Below are 26,038 nucleotides of genomic sequence, written 5' to 3'. Positions count from 1 at the left end.
AGCCCTAGTTCTTTCACTTGTCGTTGAAATTTCAGATACTTAATAAAAGATACAATTGACCTAATAATCAAAATAATATATATATTAAAATACTTCTGAATTCATATCCTTATCTATAAAAAGTATAATAAAATAAAGATTTAGTTATCGGGAGGGGTGAGTAAGTTGATTATTTGGAACGATATTCTTAAACCGATTTCAGTATATGTTAATATTCAGAGCACTATTGGATCTGTCATTCAAAAATTATCAGATCATAAAGCGAATATTGTGTTTGTAAAGGATAAGGGGTCTTTAGTGGGCTATAGCACAATGGAGATTCTAATGCACCAAATTGCTCAAAAGGAAGACTTATCACAGCCGATTAGCTATAAAAATGATATTTTAAAAGTCCCACAGTTCACGCCTGTTGAATTTTTCCATAACGTTTCTCTGATTATAGGGGAAGATGCTAATGGAGAAATTGTCGGCTACACTACAATTGAACAAGCACGGAATAAAATCAGTGAGTTGAATTTGAAGGATTTAAATCTCCTTTTACATGGAGCTGGAGTAGGAATTGTCCGAACGAATATCGATTACCAAATAGAACACATTAATGAAACAGCAGAAAGTATTTTAGGTCTTCACCGTTCATTTTTACAGTTTCGAGACTATAAAATGCTTTTAACTATCGATAAAAATCTTGATAGAGTCATGACTGGGGAAACTCTTATAAATGTGAACGCCTCTATTAACTTTAAACATACAGTGGGAAATTTTTACCCCTTAAGAATGGAAGATAAAATAAAAGGACTCATACATATTTTTTTCTCGCGTGAAGTTTTCGAGGATTCTGTTAAAGAATTAGACTTTGTTCGAAATCTGAATTCTGATTTACAAACGGTATATGCTTCTTCCCAGGAACAAATACTCGTCATTGACGAAGGCGGCGAAATCATTCGAGTAGCGGGTATGTTTCTTCACGATTTTTGGAAAGTGGATAATCCAGAAAACATAATTGGTAAGCATATAAGTGAGTTTACTAGAAAAAACATTTTTCAGCCTAATGTTTTTGAACTATGCAAGAAACAAATGAAAAAGGTTACATCGATTCAGGATTCCATGGGGAAAAGTAGAGTCTGGTCGGTCGCAACCCCGGTATACCACGAAGGGAAATTAGAAAAAGTAGTTGTACTTTCAAGGGACATTACACAAGAAAGATCCTCAATTTTAGATCAATCGGACGAAGGTTTTCAACCGCTACAAGATCATGATGATTTAAACATTAACGAAAAACAACTTGTTTATCGTTCGAAAACAATTGAGCGCTTAGTAGTAGAGATAAAGAGAGTAGCCCAATTTAATTCGACAATTTTACTCGAAGGTGAATCCGGTGTTGGGAAAGAAGTATTTGTTCACCATATCCATTCAGCCAGTCCAAGGAGTAACAAGCAGCTAGTTAGGATTAACTGCGGTGCAATTCCAGAGAATCTCATAGAAAGTGAATTGTTCGGTTATGAGAAAGGGGCATTTACTGGTGCAGATAAAAATGGGAAAGCAGGCTTGTTTGAGATTGCTGATAACAGCACGCTTTTTCTCGATGAAATTGGTGAACTCCCTTTAAATATGCAAGTGAAGCTATTACGTGTGTTGCAGGAACGAGAAGTGACTAGAATTGGCGGGACCCAGCCGAAACCTGTAAATGTTCGAATTATAACGGCAACGAATAAGGATTTACGAGAGTTGGTGAACCAAGGTGAATTCAGGGAGGATTTATACTACCGATTATATGTTATTCCATTTAGTATTCCGCCATTACGTGAGCGAAAAGAAGATATCTTTCCCTTGGCCATTTATTTTCTGGAACAATTTAAAAAAATGTATGATATCAAGAAAAGCTTCACCCCAGAAGCTATTGAAGTTTTAGAGACATATGCATGGCCGGGAAATGTAAGAGAACTTCAAAATATAGTGGAGCGATTAACGTTATTGGGCGAGGGAGAATGGATAAAACGAGAACATGCATTGAAATTTCTGTACGGGGAAGTTCAAAAAAAGAAAACACAACTAATGGTTTTAGAAATAATGCCACTTAAAGAAGCGGTAGAAGAATTAGAAACTCAACTTATTCAAAGAGGGATGCAAAAATACGGCACTGCCGATAAATTATCTAAAGTACTAGGTGTTAGTCCTGCGACAATAAGCAGGCGGATGAAAAAGTTGAAATAATAAAGGGGGCGACAATTATTGTTTAATTTGCCTGAAACTCATTTTAATTTCGGTGGAGACGAATACATATATGCTGAAATTTCTCGTGATATGAGGATTGAGAGTAACTTTAAAGCAATTGCGGTGACGGAGGAGCTGAGAAAAAGAGAGATTCCAGGCGTTATTGATATTGTTTCATCCAATGCCTCCTATTTAGTTCGTTATAACCCGGACATCGTCTCAGCAAGAGATTTGCTGGACTATTTAAAAGAAATAGATTTGACGAAAAGCAATCCTGAAAAGTTAAATTTATCAGTACGAATAGTAGAAATTCCAGCATGGTACGACGATCCAGTGTCAAGAGAATATTCCATGCGTTTTAAGAGCAGACACCCTGCCCCTGACTTAACAGACTTTGAATATGTGATGAAAGTAAATGGGTTTACAGACAAAGAATCATTTATAAAATCTCATTCAGACACACCCTATTTAATTACAATGGTTGGATTTCTGCCAGGAACGGGTTGGCATTTTCCGCTTGGATTGCAGCCAAATGAGATCATTCAAGCACCAAAATATAATAGTCCCCGTACAGAAACGCCGGAAAGAGGCATTGGTATAGGTGGTGCATTCAATGTGATTTATCCAGTCAATGGACCAGGTAGCTATCAACTAATAGGACGATCAGCTATCCCTTTAGTAGATAAAACAAACCCATTAGAAGAGACTTCCTTTTTGGCAAGACCAGGAGATATATGGAAGTATCGTCCTGTTAAGGAATCCGAATATAATGAGATCGAAAGCAGCGTACGTGCTGGAACGTATCATAATAAAGTAAAAGAAATTGATCTTTCTCCACTTGAATATGTACAAAAAGGAAAAAAGTATATCGATGAGCTCATGGAGGATTTTTAAATGATAGAAATTAAGGAGCCTGGGTTATGGACAACGGTACAGGACTTGGGACGCGTCGGGAAGTATCATCTGGGCGTACCGCCATCAGGAGCAGCTGATAAATATTCATTTATTATTGGGAACCTACTTGTAGGAAATCCAGCTGAGTTTGCATCACTTGAGATGACATTATTAGGGGGAGAGTTTGAATTTCATAGAAATTTAATTATTGCCCTTACAGGTGCTCCAATGGAAGCATACTTAAATCACCAGCGATTATCTTTCTGGGAAACCCACCAAGTAAAAGAAGGAGACATTTTAACGATAAAAGCTTGCCAACAAGGGGTGAAAAGTTATTTAAGTATCTCTGGTGGCATAAAGGTTCAAGATGTTTTAGGTAGTAAATCAACCTACGAACTAAGCCAGATTGGGGGCTTTGATGGCAGAAAGTTAGCTGTAGGCGATAGAATACAGATTAATGAACCATTGCCAGGGGCTTTAAAACAGGTTGGTAAATCTGCTCCACTAGAATTCGTCCCAACCTTTAATGATTTTCAAGAATTACGTGTCACGATGGGGTTATCGGGTTACTTATTGAGCGATCAAGGGTTAAAAACTTTCCTCAATTCGGAATGGATCGTTTCGCATGAATCCAACCGGGTTGCTTACCGATATACTGGCCCAAGAGTGTCATTCACTGAGCAATATCCACCATTCGGTGCAGGAACTAGTTTTTCGAATGTTGTTGATTTTGCGTATCCTATAGGATCTATTATGTTTACAAATGAGGAAGAACTGATTGTTTTACATAATGATGCAATGACAGGAGGGGGTTTTGTTACAATAGGAACCGTCATAAGCCAAGATTTAGATTTAATTTCTCAATCTAGACCTTTATCGAAATGTCACTTCATCACAGTTACTATTGACCAGGCCATCCAAGCGCGAGCAGAAAGAAGAAAAAGGATGGAAACGCTGGTCGGTCTTATTAAAAGGTAAGTAATGACTTAAACTTTGTACCAAAATAATAACTGGAGCAGGATTTATGAGTATTAAATGAAGAGGCTCAAAATAACTCGATAGCAGAAGCGGAAATCAAGAGCTTCTAGTCAGAGTTTAGATTGAAGTCAACTTCCTATTAATATGAACTTTCGATTTTTCAATGAACATGATTATTACGAGAGCACACTCTTACTGGGTGTGCTCTTTTTTTATTATTAATGCACTATTGCCATTGAAATGTCAGTACTTCATGTTTTCCTGTATAGGACAATCTCTGATCAGGAAATGCTTGATGTAAGGAGGCGATGTATGAGTGGGTACTTTTGAAGTTCTTTCCCTAATGCTAAGCTTTGGCATGTTTGTAATTGCTATTCTTGATTTTAAAAATCATGACAAGAATCCTTGAAGATACCGATATATGTTTTTAAACGATAGTCCGTTATTCTATTGATGGAAATGTTTTTATTAAAAAGGCCAGTGTCCTAAGGATGGTAAAAGTTTTCCGATTCTTTTTACTTGCAGAGAACACCCAATGAGGTGTTCTTTTTGTTGTTGATAGGTATACCTGAATCAAAGCAAATCCTATCATTGTTGCTATCTACATTGACAAAAAAATGATGTGTCAGTATAGTTCTAATAGACCGGTTGATATAATTTTAAGGAGTGATTCAGCTATGGCAGACAAAAGAAGCTCAAAAGAAGTTCTGATTGAAGCTGCTTCTCGACTTTTTCGAATACGTGGATATTATGGTGTAGGGCTTAAGGACATTATTGAGGAAAGTGGTATTCCTAAAGGCTCGCTGTATCATTATTTTCCTAAAGGAAAAGAAGAATTGGCTATTGAGGCGATTAATCATACAAAAGAAATGGTTGTAGGTGAAATTCAGCGAGAATTTGATGAAATTGAAGACCCTATTAAAGCAATTCAGGCTCATATTTATCAATTATCCGAGGTTTTTGGCGAAAATGGTAATCTTTTAGGCTTGCCAATCGGAACAATAGCGGCTGAAACATATACGACAAGTGAGCCTATAAGAATGGCCTGTCAAGAAGCAGTAACGGATTGGCAATCTATTTATGTGAAAAAATTACATGAGGCAGGAAACAGTGAGAAGCGGTCTAAGGATTTGAGTATCGTCATTAACGCTTTAATAGAAGGTGGTATTCTTTTAGCTTTAACGGCGAAAAGTGGGGAACCTCTCCACGCTATTGCGGAGCAGATACCATTATTGTTGAAAAATAAATAAGTCATACGGAAAAATTATTATAAGCTTAGGTCGATGCAGTTAGTAATTGGAGGAATTTTTTTATGTCTACAGATGCAACACAGCAACAAAACCCAGTCATTAGAACGACCCCTATATTAATCTCTTTTTTAATTGCAGGGTTCATTGGGTTATTTAGTGAGACAGCTTTAAATATGGCACTTGGCGATTTAATACAGGAATTTAATGTTAGTCCTTCTACTGTGCAATGGCTGACAACGGGGTATCTATTAACATTGGGGATATTGGTTCCAGTTTCGGGGCTCTTGATTCAGTGGTTTAATACTCGTCAATTATTCATTGCATCAATGGTGTTCTCTATTATCGGAACGCTCATTGCTGCAATAGCACCTGGTTTCGGCCTATTAATGCTAGCTCGTGTCATCCAGGCAGTCGGAACGGGACTTTTACTTCCTCTTATGTTTAATACCATTTTGGTAATTTTCCCAATTCATAAAAGGGGAGCAACCATGGGGTTGATGGGGCTCGTGATCATGTTTGCACCAGCCATCGGACCGACAGTTTCAGGTTTGATCATCGAAAATCTGACTTGGCATTTTATTTTCTGGGTGTCTTTGCCGTTCTTTGTGATCGCTTTACTATTTGGTCTCAAGTATATGCAAAACGTTTCAACGATCACCAAGCCTAAAATCGATGTACCATCCATTATTTTATCGACCATTGGTTTTGGGGGAATAGTTTATGGCTTTAGTATTGTAGGAGATCAAGGATGGAGAAATGCGATCGTTCTATCCTCGATCATTGTAGGCCTTGTAGCGCTATTCCTGTTTGCTGTAAGACAATTCAACATGGATAAACCGATGATTGACTTGCGTGTTTTTAAATATCCTATGTTCACGCTAGGGTTAATAACCGTCTTCATTACCTTCATGATTATCATGTCATCTATGATCCTATTACCATTATACTTGCAAACTGGGCTAGCGTTAGCTGCGTTTTCAGCAGGTCTTGTACTTTTACCAGGTGGCGTACTGAATGGTTTCATGTCTCCAATTACGGGGCGCATTTTTGATAAATTTGGACCAAGAGGGCTAGTGATTCCAGGCTTTATTATCATGATTGCTATGTTATGGACTTTGACGAACGTAACGACTGAAACCTCTATCATTATGGTAATCGTCATGCATACTTTCCTTATGATTGGTGTTTCGATGGTCATGATGCCTGCTCAGACAAATGGGCTGAATCAACTGCCGAAAAATCTTTATCCAGATGGAACGGCTCTTATGAATACATTACAACAAGTATCGGGAGCCATTGGTACGACGGTTGCTATTACCATCATGTCAGCATCTCAAAAGAACTATATGGCTAGTGTAGAAGACCCATTTGACCCATCAACCATTAGCGGTTCATTGACTGCAGGTGTTCAGGATGCCTTTGTTTTCGGTCTAGTCCTTGCAATCGTCGGTTTGATTGTGTCGTTCTTTATTAAAACAGCTCGCGATAAATAAGGAAGATCTCTTAACGTAATAACATAAAGAAGCCAGCAGGGAATGGAGTTTCTCTGTCTGGCTTTTTTATTGTTTGTTTGGCTCTGTTAAAGGATGTTGTTGATTTTGGTAGTTGAACAAGAAAACATATAAAATTTTAGAGGAATAAGGGTCAACCACTTGTCATCCCTCTGGATAGAAACAAAAAGATTATGAAGCGCCTTTGTCGTTTTGTGCTTAACAAAATTCACTAGCTGTAAGGAAAAGCCCATTCATTAAATTAGTTAGTATTGAGCATGTAAAGGTTCCCTAAGCAGGGAAGCCAATTCGAACAACTTAGATTTAACCAGTTTTATTTTATCTCCATTGCATTACATATTTCGATCACAGCTGAAATATTCAGAAGTTATAATAGGCACAGGTTGGTCATTATAATATGTAGGGAGATAAAAAATGAATACTTTCAAATTTACACTGTTAATACTCTTAACAACATTTTTAATGGGTTCTTCTTTTGCTGTAGGTAAAATAGGTTTGTCTTATTCATCCCCGTTGTTATTAGCAGCATTACGCTTCACACTTGCCGGACTCTTAATGGTAGTAATCGTTATCGCTTTAAAAAGACCGCACCCAGAATCTAAAAGAAACTGGATAAAGATGCTTATTATTGGTACTTTCCAAACAGCTGGTGTTATGGGGTGTATTTTCTTAAGTTTACGAACCATTACAGCTAGTGAATCCTCAATTCTAACATTCACTAACCCTTTACTTGTTGTTCTATTTGGTACCGTATTTTTACAAACGCGCTATAAACTTTATCAATGGATTGGTGTTCTTTTAGGATTAGTAGGAGTAAGCATTACAATGGGAACGCAAATTGAATTTAAGATTGGTATTCTTTTTGGCATTCTTTCTGCTGTTTTTTGGGCAATTTCAACATTATTAGTTAAAAAGTGGGGATTGTTTTTCGATACGTGGGTTCTATCTGCTTATCAGATGTTTTTTGGTGGATTACTACTTTTACTTAGCAGCTTTATTCTTGAAAAACCAGTCTTCATTTTGAACGGTAATTCATTGTTCATTTTATTATGGTTAAGTATTATGTCTTCTATTGTTCAATTTGCCGTCTGGTATTATCTTTTACAAAAGGGTGATCCAGGAAAAACGAGTGCCTTTTTATTTTTGGCACCTTTCTTTGGTGTATTATCTGGCTGGTTACTATTAGGGGAGACGTTATACCCTTCAATCATAGTTGGTGGCTTGTTTATTATAATTGGTGTCTATCTTGTAAATAGAAATTTCCAGCAGAAAAATAACCAAGTTAAAAGAGCTTTATAAATAAATCGTTTGCTCTAAGCTTTCAATCGCAAATGTAACCCCTCATAGTGTTCAGAAAAAAATAAGTTACCCTTATCTGTGAACTAAGGAGGGGTTTTTCTCAGCGTTAAATTACACATTTATATTAAAAGCTTGTTTAAACCCTACTTTTCCTTTATCTGTGACTTTAACAGCGCGAATTGATGGAACTTGTATTATCCAACCTAATTCAAAAAAGTGTGTCATAAGTCCATGCCCTAAAGAGCCAGCAAGATGATGATGACGCTCACTCCAGTCTAGACACGCGTGAGAAAATGAGCGGCGTTTTCTTTTTAAGATACATAAATCAAGGCCGAAATCAGTAAAAAACTGTTCTCCTTTAGGTGTAACTACAAATTCTCTTTCTTCTTTATCCAAATAACCAGCATTCAACATCGATTCGGTTAAATCGACTCCTAATTTTCCTGCTAAATGGTCATAGCAAGTTCTTGCTTCCCGAAGCAATTTTACCTGACTAGATTGTTTTAAAGAACGCACTTCAGGAGGTGGGGAAATCGCAAGGAACGATTCTAAAATGCGCGCAACTTCTCCATTTGCTAGTTGGAAATAGCGATGACGTCCGTGTTTTTCAACGTTAACAAGGTTACCTTCTATCAATTTAGAAAGGTGAAAGCTGGCTGTTTGAGGTGTTATCGCAGCCATAAAAGCTAATTCACTGGCTGTATGAAAACGTCCGTCCATTAAACTCGTTAGAATTGTTGCCCGCGACGTTTCTCCAAGGAGAAAGGCAACTTCAGCCACATTTGGATTTATATTCACTTTTACCATCCTTTCTGCATTCCACATTTCGATTATAGTTGTAGTGTCTATCGTTTTCAATGAATAATAACAATTCCAAGGGGGAACATGATGAACACCTATAATATAGAAATATTTACTTCTCAAAGAACAGACCACGTTTCAAAAGGATCTGCAAGCATGGCAGATAAGGTGATAGAATTTGGAAGGTAACCTGGATTTATCAGTGTTGAGAGCGCAAGAGATCACGAAGGGCATGGTTATTTTACAGTCCCTTATTTGGAATCCAGTAGCACAACAAAAAGGAAAAGAAATGTAGTACAGAAAAATACAACGTGCAGATTTGTAAAGTAGTAAGAGCTATTCTTTTATAGGGGGTAAATGAGTTGTCTAGTTCAACTGAAAATAAATGTACAGTCCCTGGTTGCTAAATGGAAGCAGCTCTTTTTCTTATTGGCTATGTTAAATCTAATAACGAAGTGGGGCACGTCATCATAAACGGCAGTAAGAAATATTATGTAAAGAAAGGCATCTACCACCTCAATAATATTAATAATTACCATTACCGTTTAAAGAAATGGATAAGTCGTTTTAATGGTGTTTCTACGAAGTATTTACAACTTTATTTAGTGTGGTTTCAATTTCTCGACAATAGGAAAATGGAAAGCCATTTGAGCAAGAAAAAGCAAATGCAAATGCTTATCTTGGGTTTAGTGGCAATCTACAGAAACTTTGATTTTTGCAGCCCTGATCAGGACTGTAACTAACGATAGAATGGCAAGATATTTTTTCATTTTATTAATAATTATCTTACGAATCATAAATTCGAGTGAGAATCTTGTAGCAACAAATGAGTCAACTAACGATACCGCAGCTACCTCTTCTTAGAAAACTTTATAATCTCAATAGAGTAAGCTAATTGGTACATAATCAAATCAGCATTAAATTAAGACTTCGTAATGTCTCATAAGACTTGTATCATAGAGGGCTCAATTTACGGCCACTTTGCTGAAGATAAACAAGTCTTAGCAGGAGATCCGTTAATCAGCAGCAGCCGATACGACGTCACATTCGGAACATTCATCGTAGGCGATAAATCACTTAACGTTTACATCAATGGAATGCTACAGAAATCGTAACAAGTCCGAGCATAGCGGACTTGTCTAAATGTAGAGGCTGGTGCTGTTATTGAGTATTTATATAGGCTTGAAGGTATTCAAACCCTTTTGATAGAACTCTATATAATGCGGAAAAGTACAGAGTTCAAGCATACTTTGGGGGTGAGTTAAGGAACTGGAAAAGAAAGATAAAATTACGCACATTAAGTACGCGCAAATGAACAGCGATCCGAAAATTGAACAAGTGACAAATCTGGGAAGCTTCAGAAATCCTTAGATGAACAATGGGAAAAAGAATTTGAAATAATGATAGAAGAGCACAAGGACTATATATTTTTGTTCACAGAAATGAAAGAATTTCAAGATTTCGAAGAAGAGCTAAGAAAACGAATGGGTGAGTCAATTAAACAAGCAGAATTGGAATTCATAAAAGAATTGATAGAGAGCACTTATAGGACGGTTTACATCTTAAAGGGCAGGAGGACACAACTTTGAAAAAGTTCTTATTATCATTATTAGGTGGAGTAATAATAGGGGGAATTATTTGTTACGTTTTTATGGACTATGAAACATCAAACTATGTAATACAAAATTATAATGGTCAGAAAGAGAAAGAAATTAAAGAATGGGACTTCATGTATCTATCACAAGCTGGGTTCATAATTTTGGCAACAACTCTGTTGATTTATTTTTCTTGGGGCGCTGTAGAAAAACGAGTGGATAAAGATAATAAAATGTAAATATTTTAATTTTTTACAATAATTTAACATTTATTTGTCGTTTTGTGTTAATGTTGTTTTGTGATTATCGAAATTGATAATAACAAAAACAATTGATTGGGGATGTAAGGAATGAAAGCCTTGAAAAGGCTACTATTCTCGTGTTTAGCAGTGATGTTGTTTTCTTCGCTACTAAGTACGGAAGCGTATGCGGGAGGACAGAAAAATAATTATGTTTATAAGCTTGGTAAAAGCGGTTCATCAGGTACTTTCTCTAAATTACAAAAAATTAGGTCTGGTCTTTATTTCACAGCATGTGGCAAGGTGACATACGACCTCGAACACATTGTTAATTTCGGAAAATGGGATACGAAGAACTTCAGGTGGAATACTTCCTCTTTTACACTGTCCAATCTTAAGGGCAGAATGACTGGCGGTGTTGCGTTGACAGGAAACTACGAGGGGACAGGAAATAACAAGCTAGATCATAAATACTCTGGTGTTGAACTAAAAAGCGGCACATTCAAATATACGTGGAATCGTACGATGGCTTTAGGTCCAAAAAACAAAAATGCTCACTACGATATAACAACAAAATCAGGCTGGGCAACTCCATCAATCAATTGTAATAACGAAGCAAACGTTGTTTTAGACGTTGGCGGCAGCGCATCATCTCTTGCTTATTTGGATGAGGCAGCAAGTTTTGAAACTTATTCTGACGAAGATATCCCGACTGAATTTACAGAAAAGACAGAGAGCTTATCTGAGGCTATAGGAGACGATTTTGACGGACAAGTTGAACCATTAGGCAAGGATGTCGTTGTCAGTCACTTCGATAATGCAAAAAAAGATACTATCATTCTAACCCAACAAAATGATACTCCTATCAGTGTTAATAATGTAGATGACGAGGACTTTTCTAAAGTTGTGGTAGATGATGTTGCATACGAAATAGGCAATTTTAAAAATGCTGCAGATGAAAAAATGAATGTTGTAAAGTTTGAAAAGGACGGCATTTACATGGCGTTAGTTACAAATCAAACGAATGAAGAAGCTCTTAAACTTGCAGAAGAATTGAAGTGAAAATATTATTCGAGAGAGGTTCTATTTATTTAGAACCTCTCTTTGTGGGGTCCTACCAACAAAACGTGGAAAACATACGCTAAGTATCCCTATGTTCAAGAGTGGGGTTCTTTTTCTAGAAGGGTTACCGCCAACAGGATTAATATTGTCCATTAGATATACTAAAGAGCAAGATAAAGATCAGAGTGAAGTAGTAAGTGGAGCAGGAATCTTCGGTAATTTTGTTTATCTTTTGTAACTTTACTACCATTTAAGGTAAGAAAGGCGATATATATTATAGTGTGCCTTCTTATGGTCCTTTTGTTTCTATTGGTTTATGGGAAGTATCCAAGGTTTAGTTATGCAACTTACGGGTGCGTTAGTTGAATAAGGAATTCTTTATATATGGTTTAATATGGTAGAATGGCTGGGGAGGAGGAGTTGAAACTTCACGAAATCTTCATGTCCTGAAATCACTCCATTTCACCGTGAACTTTAATTCAAGGGTAATGAAATCCTGCGATTAAGCGAGTATTTGTGAGAAAATCGTATAAGCTGAGGGAGTTCAAGAAAGTACTAACGCAGCAGTTTTCAATACTTCGGAGGCAAGTTAATAAAGAACCCTCCAAAAATCATCGTTTTGAGAGGGTTTTACTTTATCTAAAAGTTTGTAGAGTTGGAGAGTAAATATGTCTCAAACGAATGCTCAAATTCTAAGTCTCATAAACAACCGTTTTGATATATTTTCTTAGGGTTGGAAATCCGCATAATCTTGTGAAGCTACCTCTATATAAATTTCCCCTTACTAAATGAGTAAAAAGTTATTTGGAGTATTATGATTTTTTCTACTGTCAATTAAAGCAATACAGTGAGCCAATCGCTCTACCCCTAGTTTAATTTGACTCTCGTTCACTTGAGAGATGCTTAATCGAACGAGATTTTCCTTTTTATATTCGGGTAAAAACATTCTAGAGGCATCATCAACATAAATATGCTGCTCGTTTAGCATATGAACTACCTGTTTTGCTGTCACATTCTCGGGCAAACTGATGGATAGATAGAATCCTGAAGTCGGTTTAGAAAAATGAGTATTAGCCGGTAGCAATAATTCACATGCTTCTTGAAGAATTTGCATTTTAGTACGGTATACCTCTTTTACTTTTTTGAGATGGCTATTAAACATACCACTTTTTAAATAGATTTCTAGCGCACCTTGAGAAAGTGCTGAACTATTAAAATCTGAACTAAATTTATAACGTAAAAAATTGTTAATCATTAATGTAGGAAGAACGACAGTACCAATCCTTAACCCTGGGAGAAAAATTTTCGAAAAGCTTTTAATATAAATCACTCTCCCAGAAGGATCAAAAGAAAATAAAGGATCTGATTTTGGATTTGGATCAAGGTCTCCTAAAATATCATCCTCCACTATATATACATCGTATTTTTCAGCTAACTCAACGATTTTTTTCTTTTCGCTATTCGTGTAACAATGTCCAAGTGGATTGTGAAATCTCGGGATAATATAGAAAAATTTTATATCATTATTTCGAAAAATGTATTCCAGACGATCAAGATCAATCCCTTCCATTGATAATTCAATTCCAAAAGTAGTAGCTTGATGCAGATTGATGGACTCAATGAATCCGAAATAAGTAGGCTGTTCAATTAGAATATTGTTTTTTCCATTTGGAAATGGCATAGAAACTAATAAATTAAGGGCTTGCTGCGAGCCAGATACAACGACTACTCTTTCAGGTTGAGTGAACACCTGTAAATTCTGCATATACTTCACTAACTGTACTCGTAATGAGTAAATCCCTTGTTGATCAGAGTATGTAAAAAGCTCTTCTTTATATAGTTCAATTGCTTGATTCATACAATGTTGAAACTCAACATAAGGCATAATGTTTTTATCTGGACCAGCAGATAAGAAATCAATCACCTCATTTTCATTCGTCGCATCTTGAAATTCATTCACAACATAGTAGCCACTTTTAGGAACAGAATAAATTAAATGCTCTTTTTCTAGTTCGATGTACGCTTTAATAACCGTATTTTTGCTACATGAAAAATACTCAGATAACTGACGAACAGAAGGGAGTTTACTACCTGCAATGAGCGATCCATCTGCTAGTCGAAGCTTAATTTCTTCCATTATCTTAATATATTTTGAGTTCATATATGGATCCTCCTTTAACTGTACCAGGACAGATAGGTAAAAAAATGGTTTATTTTCATTGTGTGTACCTATTATTATTTTAATTATATCAGAACTATTTTTAAGAAAAGTAGAAAATGGTACAGAGGTTATACAAACTATAAAAATGGGGGTAGGATAAGATGCAGAGAGAAACCAGAGAGAAACTTGGATTATTGTTAGGATTAGTAGGTGTCATTTGTTTTAGCTTAACACTCCCTGCTACAAGTATTGCAGTAGAGTATTTTGGGACTACGATCGTCGGTTTAGGAAGAACAGTTGTTGCTGCTATTTTAGTAGCTGTGGTATTGATCGTTCGAAAAGAAAAACTACCTTCTCCAGGCCAATTCAAAAGTCTACTTATTGTTGCTGTTGGCGCAGTTTTAGGATTTCCTCTCCTCGCTTCTTGGGCAATGGAATCCTTACCTGTTTCTCATGGAGCTGTGGAATTAGCCCTGTTACCGTTAGCAACAGCCGGATTTGCTATGTTTAGAGCAGGTGAAATCCCTTCTCTCAAGTTCTGGATTTCAAGTATAATCGGCTCTTTAGCTGTCATTATGTATGCACTTCATCTTGGATTCGGTCAATTGCAATTTGCCGATTTAGCTTTACTAGCAGCAGTGATTATACTGGGACTTAGTTACGCAGAAGGGGGGAAATTAGCGAAAGAATTAGGTAGCTGGCAAGTGATTGCTTGGGCAATTATGATCGGTGCTCCATTTTTCATTATTCCAGTTGGGCTAAACTTTACAACTGAAATGCTACATGCCCCTTTACAAGCTTGGGTTAGTTTTATTTATCTCGCAGTGGTTAGTCAATTTCTAGCATATGTTGCTTGGTATAGCGGAATGGCTATGGGCGGAATAGCAAGAGTTAGTCAGATTCAATACTTACAACCATTTTTGATGATTCTATTTGCAACAGTATTTCTAGATGAATCCATCACATTTTTCACTCTTGTAATAGCAGTGATTGTTGTCTTTTCTGTTATATTAGGCAAAAATGCTCACGTATCAAAAAACGGAGCTGTATCAGAGAAAAACTAACTGCATGTTCAATTGAGATAGCTAACGTATGGCATATAGCTTATAGAACGACCGAATTGTATTAGATGAAGAAGTTGTCATGAATATAGAGGATTGTGGTTAACAAACCGTTATTCTATAGAGAAATTATAAATTTAATGATAAGAAAAGATTCTGAGAGGAGAAAAAACATGTATATTCCTGCACATTTTAAAATTAAAGACGAAACACTTGCCTTCGACATTATAAAGGAACATAGTTTTGCGACTCTATTTTCTCAACATAATGGAATGCCTTTTGCGACTCATTTACCATTAATTTTGAACAAGGATAATTCATACTTATATGGACATTTTGCTCGTCCTAATCCTCAGTGGAAAGACATCAAAAATCAAACCGTCTTAGCTATTTTTCATGGTCCGCATTGTTATATCTCCCCATCTTGGTATGAGACGAATAAAGCAGTACCAACATGGAATTATGTGACCGTTCATGTTTACGGAGAAGTCGAACTGCAAGAGGATGAACATGAGTTAATGAGCTCCCTGCATGATATGGTATCGAAGTACGAAGCTCCTGACAGTTCATACAGTTTGCAAGATGTTGATGCTGAGTTTCTCGCTGGTATGAACAAAGGAGTTCAAGGATTCAAAATAAAAATTAACAAAATAGAAGGGAAAGCAAAGTTGAGTCAAAACCATCCATTGCAGAGACAAGAGTCAATTGTTAATCAACTGGAACAAATTTCAAATACAGATGAGCAACAGATTTCATTATTAATGAAAGCAAACCTAAAAAAATAACGTTGAATGTTACTGCACTAACAGGAGTGTTGATCCAATAAGGATTAACGCTCTTTTTTTTTGAACTTCTTTTAGATCAATTCGGTGACGGAATATATGAGGTAATAAAAGTTTATGACGGAGAAGTCTTGGATTTGAGTCAATATTTTGGACACAAAAAAGTTAAATCTTAAGCTTTATTTCTTGGCTTGGGACTTTTATATCCTAAGCTGCTGTGAATTCTTTTTCAATACAAAAAGAAGTAATGAATAGAGGAATAAAGAAGCTTTGGGTTTTTCCGATAAATGAATCAGTAGAAAAAGTATATCAAAAGTATGGATTTCAAACAGTTGATAAATTGAAAAATGGACATTCATTTTTAGCTGGGAAAAGTATTAAAGAAATTAGAGATTAGAAATAGTCTTAAACTAATAGGTGCTTGTATTAAGTAGGTTGTTGGTCAGTCTTTTTATTTGAAAGCTATGTTTAACTTGATTGCTGATTTCATTCAAATAAAAAAGCGAATTCGAAATATAAATCGAATACGCTTCTTTTTTTGGGCAGCGAATAATTAATAATTGCCCCTCGAAAAATCCAAAAACTCATTAATTAGCCCTAACAACATATCCAAAATAATAAAAATTATAATAATTGTAATGATACGTTGCAATGTAAGAACATAAACTTCTTTATCTTTATAACGCTTATAAAAAATCCAAAAAACAATTCCTCCTGATAAAAAGATTAAATTAAATGCTAAATATACAATCTTAAAAATAGTCAACTTTCAAAAACACCTTCTCTTTTCTTAACTAAGACAGCTTATTTATTTCATTATAGCTATTACTCTACAGATATTTGCGAAAGCAATGTTATGCTATCATTTTTCTTAATGGAATCGTTGCTTTTGTTTCGTTTATTGGGTGTAAGCAACTTTCCATCGCAAACTTGCGAATACTACGTTCATCTGTATCAAAAGCAAGTGTATCCAAGAAATTAAACCAACCCAAATACGTTGTAAAAAGAAATAATAAAGCCATTGAAAAAATGTTCATCATGTTATTCCGGAATCGAGCCATTTAATCGAATAAAACAATGCATAATCGATAAAAAACACAAAAAGCGAATTGTTTTTGAAATGGTTTCAAGATTAATTAAAGTAATTTTTTCTATATATATGGGGATAATTCAGAGAGGATTCTTTTATGAAGTTTTGTAAGGTGAAAATAAAATTCCCCTGAAAGGATGAAATAAATGAAAGTGGTTACAATTTCAACAGTAGATGAACTTGTAAACGCAGTTGGCAATCAAGCGATTGAAGTAATTCGTGTGAAAGGAAAAATAATTGAAAGTCCTTCGTTAAACTTGTCACCAGGGCAACAATTACTGGGTGAAGGTGATTCAATGATCAAATTTAAGAGAGGTATTGATGGTATTGAGGTAAGTCGGGACAATAAGATTGAAGGATTAACATTTATAGTTGAACCTAGCTGTCGAGCAATTTTAAACAGACCAGATGTAGATTCACTTGGAACATTAAGCTTAAAGAATGTAAAAACAATCGGACAAATTCAACTATTAGCTACTGGTTCTGTACGTTCGGGGCATGTAATTGCACAAAATGTGGAAGTAATCGAAGCGGATACGAGGGAACTACAGGATCGACCTAAAGGATTTGGTGTATACGTCTTGCAGGGAGCCTTTACATTATGGAATCAACAAACCGATTCGAACGTGACAATTACAGCTCATCTTACTGGTCTGAGGGCAGGAAGTAATGAAAAACCTGTACAAGGAAGTGGCATATTTGTTAGTGGGGCTGGCGATGTAGGCGGTCGAATCGAAGTGGATATGTTAGAAACAGGTGAGATACACTCAAATGGTGGAATTAAACAAGGCACGCCAGATGTCATTTCAGGTGGTGTTTTTGTCGTTTATGGTGCGCATGTTAAAAAGGTTGTGAATCATGGTTCTGTAACGACGTATGGTGTGAATGATATGGTGTTAGATAATTGGGGAATGGTGAACGAATGGATGGCAGAAAAGCGAATTACTTCTCATGGGCCAAGTGGTATTGGTTTTGTAAACTTTAGCGAAATCGGGACGCTGCGTATCCTCAGTGATATCGAAACGTACGGGATCGGTGCTCGGGGGTTTAATTTGTATGATGGAAGCTTAAAATATGCAGAATTTAAACGGATTGTTACTCATGCAAATGCTGCTGTTGGTATTCAAGTCAGTCGACCTCTAGGAACATTAGTCGTGCATGAAGATATTGAAACATTTGGAGGTGAAGGGGAATCCTTAGTAAAGGGAGTCATCACGCAACTATCTGCCGACGGATTAAGTGTCAAAGAAGGCGGTAAAATTGATAAGGTCGAAATTGGCGGCAGAATCGTTACAAATGGGCAAAATGTTCGAAGTCTTCACGTACAAGGTGAAATAAATACAATGACGGTCAAGGGTGGAATATTCTCAAATGGAACTGGATCGAAGGCAGTATTAATTGAAAATGGTATCGTCCCATTAAACGGTATAAAAATATATGAACAATCAGCAAAATAAAGAAAAATTTATCTTAATAATAGTCCTTATTGGACTTAAGACAAACTATTTGGTAGATCAGCTACTGAGGAGGAAAAACAATGACAAAATTAAATATCGGAATTATCTTAGGAAGTACACGCCAAGGACGTGTAAGTCCACAAGTAGGAGAATGGGTAAAAGGAATTGCTGACAAACGTGGCGATGCGAATTATGAAATCGTAGATATTGCAGACTTCAATTTACCTTTTGTATTTACAACTAATGGTGAAGAACCAGGATTAAAAGCTTGGTCAGAAAAGCTTACTAATTTAGATGGGTTTGTATTCATTGTGGCAGAATATAATCATAGCATCACAGGTGCATTAAAGAATGCATTAGATTCAGCTCGTGACGAATGGAATAATAAAGCTGCTAGTATTGTAAGCTATGGTTCAACTGGTGGTGCTCGTGCAGCTGAACATTTACGTGGAATTTTAGGAGAATTACTAGTTGCAGATGTTCGTGTACATCCAACATTGTCATTATTTACAGATTTTGAAAATGGAAGTGTTTTTAAACCAGCTGAACACCACCCTAAAAATGTAAATGCTATGCTTGACCAAGTTATCGCCTGGAGCGGTGCATTAAAAACTTTACGATAAAAATCATTCCAAACATTAGTAAATGTGAGGAGGATTATAGCTATCCCTCTTTTTGTGATAGCGTAATAACGGTTTAATGATATGAGTTCAGATTATTTTGGCTTTGTGAAGGCAAAGTGAAATAAAGGAGATATAATAAAACTCAATATTCTACCATGTAATGCACATTTTCACCACGCCGCCCTTGGAGGCTTTCCCTCCCATATCAACGGGTCATAAAATATGCCCTCTCATTCCTTCGTCATGCCTATCCAAGGGGTGGAGGCCTTACCGGACCTTACTTATACAATTGTCGTCTTCATTGGATTGCGCTATTTGGATTTGGACTTTATGCGACCCCATCAACAGATACATCTGTATCTAATGCTCCTGCTGACAAAGTCGGTGAAGCAGCTGGAGTTTATAAAATGGCAAGCTCACTTGGCAGTGCAATAGGCGTCGCGATTTCTGCAGCTGTTTACGGTGCAATTGCAGCAAATGGAAATCTTGAACCAGCGGCTACAGTAGGTAGTATCGTAAACGTTATATTCGGTGTACTTTCAATATTCTCTACTATCTTTTTGGTGCCAAAAGATGCCGGTAAAACATCTAATGCTCCTGAAAAATTACCAGTTTGAAGCCCTGTTGTAGAATAATTAGTAGTTGGAAATGTAAAACGCCACATTTAGTGGCGTTTTCGAAAATAATGAAAGGAGGAAGAGTTTATGAGAAGTGAATTAATAGAAATGTTAGAATCTCGTAAGGATGAAATTATTGAAATTCGCAGACATCTACACCAAAATCCTGAGCTTTCTTTTAAAGAAGAAAAAACAGCTCAATATATTATTGATTTTTATAAAGGAAAGGACGTAGAAGTTCAATCTAATGTAGGTAATGGATACGGAATTATCGTGACAATTAAAGGTGGAAAGCCTGGAAAAAGCATTGGTCTGCGCGCTGATTTTGATGCGCTCCCAATCGTCGAAGAAACGGATGTGCCCTTTACATCAAAAAATGAAGGCGTTATGCATGCGTGTGGTCATGATGGTCATACAGCCTACTTGTTAGTTTTAGCGGATTGCCTAATCCAATTAAAAGATGAAATTCCAGGTACAATAAAAATTATTCATCAACATGCGGAAGAAGTTCCGCCAGGCGGGGCAAAGAGTATTGTAGAATCCGGCATGCTTGACGATTTAGATAATGTATTTGGAACTCATCTGCTGCCAATGGGCCCAGCAGGAGTTGTTGGTTATCACGCTGGATATTCTTTTAACGGCAGGGCTTATATGAAATTAAAAATTCAAGGTAGAGGTGGACATGGTTCCTCACCACATCTAGCGAATGATGCCATTGTGGCTGGTGCTCATTTTGTTACAGCCGCTCAAACGATTATTAGCCGTCGATTAAGTCCTTTTGATATTGGTGTGATTACGATTGGTTCTTTTGATGGAAAAGGAACATTCAATGTAATTAAAGACAGCGTAGAGCTTGAAGGCGATATCCGTTATATGACTGTTGAAACAAAGGGAACAATTGAAAAAGAAGTTAAACGTCTTGTAAAAGGACTTGAAGAAGAATTTGGTGTAACATGTGATCTAACATATACGAATGATTATCCACCTTTATATAATGATCCTGAAATAACAGAAAAGGTTGCTGAGTTTCTCAAGAATGCAAATGATAAAGATATTAAAGAAGTAAAGGAATTTCCAGCAATGCCACCATCTGAAGACTTTGCTTACTATGCTGAAAAATTCCCTTCCTGCTTCTTTTACATTGCATGTACACCTAAAGGAGTAGAAAAACCTTATTTTAATCATAATCCTAAATTTGATATCGATGAAGATGCCCTTCTCGTGGCAGCAAAAGCAGTAGGATATGTAGTTTGCGGTTATTATGAGTTAGATTAGGAAAAAGATTAGAATTGTTTGTAAGGTATGGCATAGATGACCACATGGTTCGGTGTATTAGATAATTCTATTGATAAAAAGCAAAACGAATACCGAGACAAGCTAATAAAGAAGAAAGCGAAAAATCCATAGTATCATTGAGTTTGTGTATCATGAAACCACAAATGGAACATCAATTATCAGGAGCTGATCAGCAGCTCTTTTTCTTATGGAACTAAGGGGCAGGTTAGTGAAAGAAGGAATTTCCATTTTTTACACAAATGAAAAGGTGTCCAATGGTATGATTGAAAAAGAAATTGTACAGAACTTAATTTGTAGGGGGAAATATATTCTTGAAAATGGTTAGAATTATCTTAACAATAGTGGTTATTGTTCTATCAGGTTATAGTCTAATAACTCAAACCTATGAGTTAATGCCGTATTATATGTTGTTCCTTGGGGCACTTACGTTGGTGACAGGATTAGCCGAACTTCAAAAAGACAGAAAAGGATTTTGGGGGTATATGAATATTGCTATCTCTTTATTTATTTTCTTTTCTTTGCTTCCATAAAGGCTTTCTTAATGAACTAATGGGTGCTTTACTTCAATAAGTAAGGATGTCTTTTGTTTCGTATAAGACACAAATTGTGAAATAAAATAGACAGAAAGAAAGAGTATCATATTACTCTTCCTTTCTGTCTATTTTATACTTGTCTAACCTTAATGAAATGTCTCTAAGTAAAATGTTTCTTTCCTTTTGAGTTTTGAGGAAGCTGATTAAAAACCAAACAATAAATGTTATTGGAATTAAATAAAATAGTATACCAGAAAGTGCCATAAAGTCTACCCAGTCCATTGTTTCTCTCTCCAATCTTTCTATATTGGGGAATTATAGCATATTTATTTGATAGATTCTTAAATTGGTTGACGGAATCCCAAACTATCGGAGCTGTCTTTAGGCAGCTTTTTTTATGCAACTATTGGGGCAGTTTAGTGCAATAAGAAAATCAAAAATTGGGGATAATAACCTTTAATATTGTTAAAGGAAAAGGAGATCCCCGATGAAGAGTAAATTTTCTTTTATTATTATTTAAATACTGCTGATAATAAATAATCAGAAATGATTGTTAGACATTACCTAAAAGGTGGAGTGAAAAAGTGGAAAATCATATTGCTTACCTTCTAGAACATTATGGGTACTTCGGAATTATATTTGCTTTAATCGGAGGTATTGTTGGACTTCCTATACCCGACGAGGTTATTCTTACATATATTGGTTACATTGTGTTTCAGGGTAAATTATCTTACTTAATTTCAATAGTAAGTGCCTTTGTAGGAGCAACGGGGGGGATTTCGCTTAGCTACTTCATTGGTTATAAATTTGGGTTGCCTTTATTAGAAAAGTTTGGACCAAAAATTCACATTACCGAACAAAAAATTAACAAAACAAAGAAATTATTCAAGAAATTCGGACCCTTTCTTTTATTATTTGGTTATTTTATTCCTGGGGTACGGCATCTTACAGCGTATATAGCAGCTGTCAATCGCTTCCCTTTTAGAATATTTGTTATTTACGCCTATACTGGTGCATTAATATGGAGTTTTACTTTTATCACACTAGGAAGAATATTAGGGGAAAATTGGACCAATGTTGAACTATATATGTCAAAATACTGTATTTATTTAATTACGAGTTTATTGGTCCTTTCAATATTCATTTATTTTTTATGGAAGAGAAGAAATCGATTAAGAAGGGGTATTTCATAAAAGTGACGGTTAAGATGGAGGACTTTAATAAAATTATATTTAGAGCTTATAAAACTAACAGGTGCGTTAGTTTAGATCGGAGCTGTCTTTAAGGCAGCTTTTTCTTTATGCAACTAACGGGGCAGTTTAATTGAAGAAGGAAATTTAATATATTAAAAAGAATATACATATTTTGAGCAAATCCTCAAAAGGAAGGAAGTGATATTGGTTGAGTCGTATTAATAAGTTTGATTTCATCAAGGCTTCTATTGAAGACATTGATAAGATAGTTAGTTTGCGGTTAGCACTTTTAAAAGAACTAGGTTAGTTAAAATCTCTTCAGGAGGAACATCTTATGGAGACATCAACAAGAGAGTATTTACATAAAGCACTTTCAAAAAATGAATTTATATCCTATATTGCGGAATCGAATGGGGAAGCCATTAGTATTAGTGGAATGGTTTAATTTCAAAGACCACCATATTTGGAAAATCTTCATGGGGTTGAAGCCTACATTCTTAATATGTACACTATCCCTGAGTATCGTGGAAAAGGTTTGGCAAAACGAATGCTAAAAAAATGTATAGACGAAAGCAGAAATAGTGGTGTTAAACGGATTTGGTTGCACGCCTCTAAATGGAAAACATCTATACAAAAAAATGTGCTTTACGACGAAGGATAGTGAGATGGAGTTGTTTCTTTAATACGTTTTCTTGTTATCGATTAACGGGTGCAATAGTATAAGGTTGCCTGCTGCTTCGGCGGCTTTTTTTCCACTAAAGTGGCAGGATAAATGAAGAAGAAATCTCAATAGAAATACAAGATCACATGGTAATATAGTTTAAAAAGGGCTGTTATTAGACATGAAATTTTTTTTAATTGTTGCAATGGACAAGAATAGAGTAATTGGTAAAGAGAATGCCATTCCGTGGAGAATTCCAAAGGATTGGCAGTATGTAAAGAAAACTACAAAGGGACATCCAATCATATTAGGTAGAAAGAACTTTGAGTCAATTGGAAGTGTCTTACCCGACAGAAGGAATATTATTTTGACAAGAGATAAGGCTTTTAATTTTGATGGTTGTGAAATTGCTCATTCAATCAAAAATGTTTTTAAGTTATGTGAAAATGAAGAAGAGATTTTCATTTTTGGAGGGGAACAAATTTATAAAATGTTCTTACCTTATGTAGAAAGGCTGTATATTACAAAAATTCATCATGAATTCGAAGGGGATACATTTTTTCCGGAAATTAATTTTAATGAATGGGAAGAAGTATCTGTAGAAAAAGGGATTACTGATGATGAAAATCCATATATTTACTATTTTCATGTTTATGAAAGAAAAAACATACTAAACTAACAGGCGCGTTTCTTCATTATTGTGTTTAGGAGATAATAGGGTGAATAAAGAATAAAGAATAAAGAAAAAAGAATAAAGAAAAAAGAAAAAAGAAAAAAGAAAGTATTTCTAAAAGGTATACTCGTTGAAATTCGAGATTCAGTCTTGTTTGAAGTAGCTTGGAGAATCTTATTTTTTATTCCAAGAATGATAATACGTTTAATCTATAATTTATTTTAACTTAAGGAAAAAAATAAGTTATTTTCAACTATCGGGTGCTATAGAATGATATAGGTTTTTGTAGCAGCTGTTTATTATTGCAAGTAGAAGGGTTATATGACATTATGTTGACCATATAGTTTATAGGCTGTTAAATAAAGAATGGAATCAAAGATAAAAGTTCTCAATGAAAAAGGGATCTTCCAATCGAAGATCCCTTTTTATACTGCTATTTCACTTAAAGTCACCCAGTCATTATTGGATCATTCCGTCCTCTTGAGCGATTTTTTCTACCTTATTATCGAAAGAGTATTCAAAAAAACCCATAAATTCATCACCATATATGCTATGAACATTGGTCATCATTTCAATAAAGTCAGGGAATTTTCCATACGTACGATTACAACAATCTTTCTAATCATTATCTTTTAACTAAGGGCTTTACATCTTGCGGAATAGGGGAGACATAGCTTTTCCCTTTTAATCGTTCTTTTAGCTCTGCTTTTGCCTTGTCAATTAATTCTGGATTTTGGAGTACTTCTACTGCAGTTGCCGCAATAACCTTGCCAGCATGAAGCATACCTTTATGGGCAATAGATGTTGATCCGAGTGTAACCCACTGCCAGCTATGCAGAGGGGATCCAAGAACAAAACAAGCTGTTGTGCATTGAGCAGTAGGAACAATCCAACTAACATCCCCCACATCCGAGGAACCTGTTAATGGCGATTGACAGCCCTCAATGGGTTCCAACCAACTTGCCATAGCATCATCTTGACTATCATTAAACGGATTGATTGTACTATTCCTTTCTTGTTCGGTTAAGGTAGCACGGATCTCTTTTGCAAGCTGTTTTTCTTTATCATCGTGTTGTGGAATACCTAATTCTTGAAAATTCTTATACATAACGGAATCTAACACTGTGTTTTGGATAACATTAGAACAGGCTTTATCGAAAACGATTTCTACTTCAGTTCCTGTCATAAGGGCTGCTCCCCTAGCAATATTACAAACTCTTAAGTAAATATCTTGAACTTGTGAAACTTCTGGAGCTCGTAATAAATAAAGAACTTCTGCATCTTGTTGGACAACATTAGGCGATAATCCACCAGAATTCGTTATCGCATAATGAACTCTGGCGTCTTGGATAATATGTTCTCTTAAATAGTTCACGCCAACATTCATAAGTTCTACGGCATCTAAAGCACTACGTCCCAAATGTGGTGATGCTGCTGCATGAGAGCTTTTTCCTTTAAACTTATAATACACTTGGAAATTGGAAAGTGAATCCATCGACATAATTCCGTTAACATCTAGTGGATGCCAACAAAATGCAAAATCAACGTCATCGAATAAACCTTCTCTGACCATGAAGGTTTTGCCTGATCCGCCTTCTTCTCCAGGACATCCATAATAACGAACTGTCCCATTTATATGATTCTCTTCCATATAATTCTTCACTGCAACAGCAGCAGCTAACGATCCAGTACCAAGTAAATTGTGACCACATCCATGGCCATTTTCACCTTGTACAATTGGCTCTTGTTTAGCTGTAGCTGTTTTTTGACTCATACCTGACAACGCATCAAATTCTCCCATGATTGCCACAACAGGTTTACCAGTTCCAAAGCTACCAATAAATGCTGTCTCTATGTTTCCAACACCTTTTTCAACAGAAAAGCCTTCGTTTTCTAACGTGCTGCAAAGCAATTCAGCAGATTGATATTCTTCAAAACGTGTTTCTGCAAAATTCCATATACAGTCACTAACTTCAATGAATTTTTCTTTTTTTTGTTCAATGATTTCTGATAGTCTATTTACATGTGTCATTTTACACGCTTTCCTTCCT

At 35.8% G+C, this 26,038-nt stretch carries 22 protein-coding genes and 4 pseudogenes; 22 read left to right on the top strand and 4 right to left on the bottom strand.

Annotated elements, in window-relative coordinates; all coding sequences use genetic code 11:
- Positions 1-156 precede the first annotated feature (156 nt).
- The 7 genes from JFV29_RS08560 to JFV29_RS08535 all read left to right on the top strand — a co-directional run bounded on the left by JFV29_RS08560 (position 157) and on the right by JFV29_RS08535 (position 8,143).
- Positions 157-2,211 carry a sigma-54 interaction domain-containing protein gene (locus tag JFV29_RS08560; protein ID WP_342366519.1) on the top strand — a complete coding sequence of 685 codons (2,055 nt, stop codon included), beginning with the start codon at positions 157-159 and terminating at the stop codon, positions 2,209-2,211.
- Positions 2,212-2,229: 18 nt separating this feature from the next.
- A complete protein-coding gene (locus JFV29_RS08555; RefSeq protein WP_201182478.1) occupies positions 2,230-3,105 on the top strand; it encodes a 5-oxoprolinase subunit B family protein in 876 nt (291 codons plus the stop codon).
- A complete protein-coding gene (locus tag JFV29_RS08550; RefSeq protein ID WP_201182476.1) occupies positions 3,106-4,083 on the top strand; it encodes a 5-oxoprolinase subunit C family protein in 978 nt (325 codons plus the stop codon).
- Positions 4,084-4,399: 316 nt separating this feature from the next.
- Positions 4,400-4,492 carry a putative holin-like toxin gene (locus JFV29_RS31625; protein WP_223305372.1) on the top strand — a complete coding sequence of 31 codons (93 nt, stop codon included), beginning with the start codon at positions 4,400-4,402 and terminating at the stop codon, positions 4,490-4,492.
- Between the two features lie 268 nt (positions 4,493-4,760).
- Positions 4,761-5,333 carry a TetR/AcrR family transcriptional regulator gene (locus JFV29_RS08545; protein ID WP_201182474.1) on the top strand — a complete coding sequence of 191 codons (573 nt, stop codon included), beginning with the start codon at positions 4,761-4,763 and terminating at the stop codon, positions 5,331-5,333.
- A 62-nt stretch (positions 5,334-5,395) separates the two neighbouring features.
- The gene (locus tag JFV29_RS08540; RefSeq protein WP_116821497.1) at positions 5,396-6,826 is read left to right on the top strand and encodes an MDR family MFS transporter; all 1,431 of its coding nucleotides are present in this window, start codon (positions 5,396-5,398) and stop codon (positions 6,824-6,826) included.
- Positions 6,827-7,258: 432 nt separating this feature from the next.
- A complete protein-coding gene (locus tag JFV29_RS08535) occupies positions 7,259-8,143 on the top strand; it encodes a DMT family transporter (protein WP_201182471.1) in 885 nt (294 codons plus the stop codon).
- A 111-nt stretch (positions 8,144-8,254) separates the two neighbouring features.
- On the opposite strand, the gene JFV29_RS08530 is transcribed toward JFV29_RS08535, so the two are convergent.
- Positions 8,255-8,941: an ArsR/SmtB family transcription factor gene (locus JFV29_RS08530; RefSeq protein ID WP_201182469.1), complete on the bottom strand. Its 687-nt coding sequence runs from the start codon at positions 8,939-8,941 to the stop codon at positions 8,255-8,257.
- A 500-nt stretch (positions 8,942-9,441) separates the two neighbouring features.
- Between JFV29_RS08530 and JFV29_RS08525 the strand changes: the two are divergent.
- From JFV29_RS08525 to JFV29_RS08510, 4 genes and pseudogenes are all read left to right on the top strand, one after another.
- A pseudogene (locus JFV29_RS08525) lies at positions 9,442-9,687 on the top strand (hypothetical protein); the annotation flags it as partial.
- A 192-nt stretch (positions 9,688-9,879) separates the two neighbouring features.
- Positions 9,880-10,059 carry a hypothetical protein gene (locus tag JFV29_RS08520; RefSeq protein ID WP_201182467.1) on the top strand — a complete coding sequence of 60 codons (180 nt, stop codon included), beginning with the start codon at positions 9,880-9,882 and terminating at the stop codon, positions 10,057-10,059.
- Between the two features lie 470 nt (positions 10,060-10,529).
- Positions 10,530-10,778: a hypothetical protein gene (locus JFV29_RS08515; protein WP_201182465.1), complete on the top strand. Its 249-nt coding sequence runs from the start codon at positions 10,530-10,532 to the stop codon at positions 10,776-10,778.
- A 153-nt stretch (positions 10,779-10,931) separates the two neighbouring features.
- Entirely contained in the window at positions 10,932-11,840 is a 909-nt protein-coding gene (locus tag JFV29_RS08510) for a hypothetical protein (protein WP_201182463.1), read from the top strand.
- Between the two features lie 784 nt (positions 11,841-12,624).
- Here the strand turns inward: JFV29_RS08510 and JFV29_RS08505 are convergent.
- Positions 12,625-14,001, bottom strand: coding sequence for an aminotransferase-like domain-containing protein (locus tag JFV29_RS08505; RefSeq protein ID WP_201182460.1), 1,377 nt, complete (start codon positions 13,999-14,001; stop codon positions 12,625-12,627).
- 161 nt (positions 14,002-14,162) lie between these two features.
- Here JFV29_RS08505 and JFV29_RS08500 point away from each other — a divergent pair, with 161 nt between their 5' ends.
- From JFV29_RS08500 to JFV29_RS08490, 3 genes and pseudogenes are all read left to right on the top strand, one after another.
- Positions 14,163-15,065, top strand: a complete 903-nt coding sequence (locus JFV29_RS08500; RefSeq protein WP_057218023.1) for a DMT family transporter — start codon at positions 14,163-14,165, stop codon at positions 15,063-15,065.
- A 170-nt stretch (positions 15,066-15,235) separates the two neighbouring features.
- Positions 15,236-15,847, top strand: coding sequence for an FMN-binding negative transcriptional regulator (locus tag JFV29_RS08495; protein WP_056527494.1), 612 nt, complete (start codon positions 15,236-15,238; stop codon positions 15,845-15,847).
- A 229-nt stretch (positions 15,848-16,076) separates the two neighbouring features.
- Positions 16,077-16,241 (top strand): annotated as a pseudogene (locus JFV29_RS08490) (GNAT family N-acetyltransferase); the annotation flags it as partial.
- Positions 16,242-16,698: 457 nt separating this feature from the next.
- On the opposite strand, the gene JFV29_RS08485 reads toward JFV29_RS08490, so the two are convergent.
- Entirely contained in the window at positions 16,699-16,881 is a 183-nt protein-coding gene (locus JFV29_RS08485; RefSeq protein WP_201182457.1) for a hypothetical protein, read from the bottom strand.
- 199 nt (positions 16,882-17,080) lie between these two features.
- Between JFV29_RS08485 and JFV29_RS08480 the strand changes: the two genes are divergently transcribed.
- The 8 genes and pseudogenes from JFV29_RS08480 (at position 17,081) to dfr (ending at position 23,993) form a co-directional block, all read left to right on the top strand.
- Entirely contained in the window at positions 17,081-18,391 is a 1,311-nt protein-coding gene (locus tag JFV29_RS08480) for a hypothetical protein (RefSeq protein WP_201182454.1), read from the top strand.
- Between the two features lie 39 nt (positions 18,392-18,430).
- Positions 18,431-19,014: pseudogene (locus JFV29_RS08475) on the top strand (NADPH-dependent FMN reductase); the annotation flags it as partial.
- Between the two features lie 261 nt (positions 19,015-19,275).
- Positions 19,276-19,631 (top strand): annotated as a pseudogene (locus JFV29_RS08470) (MFS transporter); the annotation flags it as partial.
- Positions 19,632-19,718: 87 nt separating this feature from the next.
- Positions 19,719-20,906, top strand: a complete 1,188-nt coding sequence (locus JFV29_RS08465; protein WP_201182432.1) for an amidohydrolase — start codon at positions 19,719-19,721, stop codon at positions 20,904-20,906.
- 338 nt (positions 20,907-21,244) lie between these two features.
- Complete coding sequence (locus JFV29_RS08460; protein WP_242486838.1) at positions 21,245-21,457, top strand: DUF3953 domain-containing protein; 213 nt, start codon at positions 21,245-21,247, stop codon at positions 21,455-21,457.
- 587 nt (positions 21,458-22,044) lie between these two features.
- Entirely contained in the window at positions 22,045-22,653 is a 609-nt protein-coding gene (locus tag JFV29_RS08455) for a DedA family protein (protein WP_201182430.1), read from the top strand.
- 502 nt (positions 22,654-23,155) lie between these two features.
- Positions 23,156-23,314: a GNAT family N-acetyltransferase gene (locus JFV29_RS30290; protein WP_242486171.1), complete on the top strand. Its 159-nt coding sequence runs from the start codon at positions 23,156-23,158 to the stop codon at positions 23,312-23,314.
- Positions 23,315-23,495: 181 nt separating this feature from the next.
- Entirely contained in the window at positions 23,496-23,993 is a 498-nt protein-coding gene (gene dfr, locus JFV29_RS08445) for a DfrD/DfrG/DfrK family trimethoprim-resistant dihydrofolate reductase (protein ID WP_201182428.1), read from the top strand.
- A gap of 619 nt (positions 23,994-24,612) precedes the next feature.
- Here dfr and JFV29_RS08440 read toward each other — a convergent pair.
- Positions 24,613-26,019 (bottom strand): M20 family metallopeptidase, encoded by a 1,407-nt coding sequence (locus JFV29_RS08440; RefSeq protein WP_201182426.1) that lies wholly within the window; start codon positions 26,017-26,019, stop codon positions 24,613-24,615.
- Positions 26,020-26,038 lie beyond the last annotated feature (19 nt).

This window comes from Peribacillus sp. TH16 (genome assembly GCF_016651095.1).
Lineage (GTDB): Bacteria > Bacillota > Bacilli > Bacillales > DSM-1321 > Peribacillus > Peribacillus butanolivorans.
The sequence above is the reverse complement of the archived record's forward strand: the minus strand, read 5'-3'. Positions and strand labels throughout refer to the sequence as shown.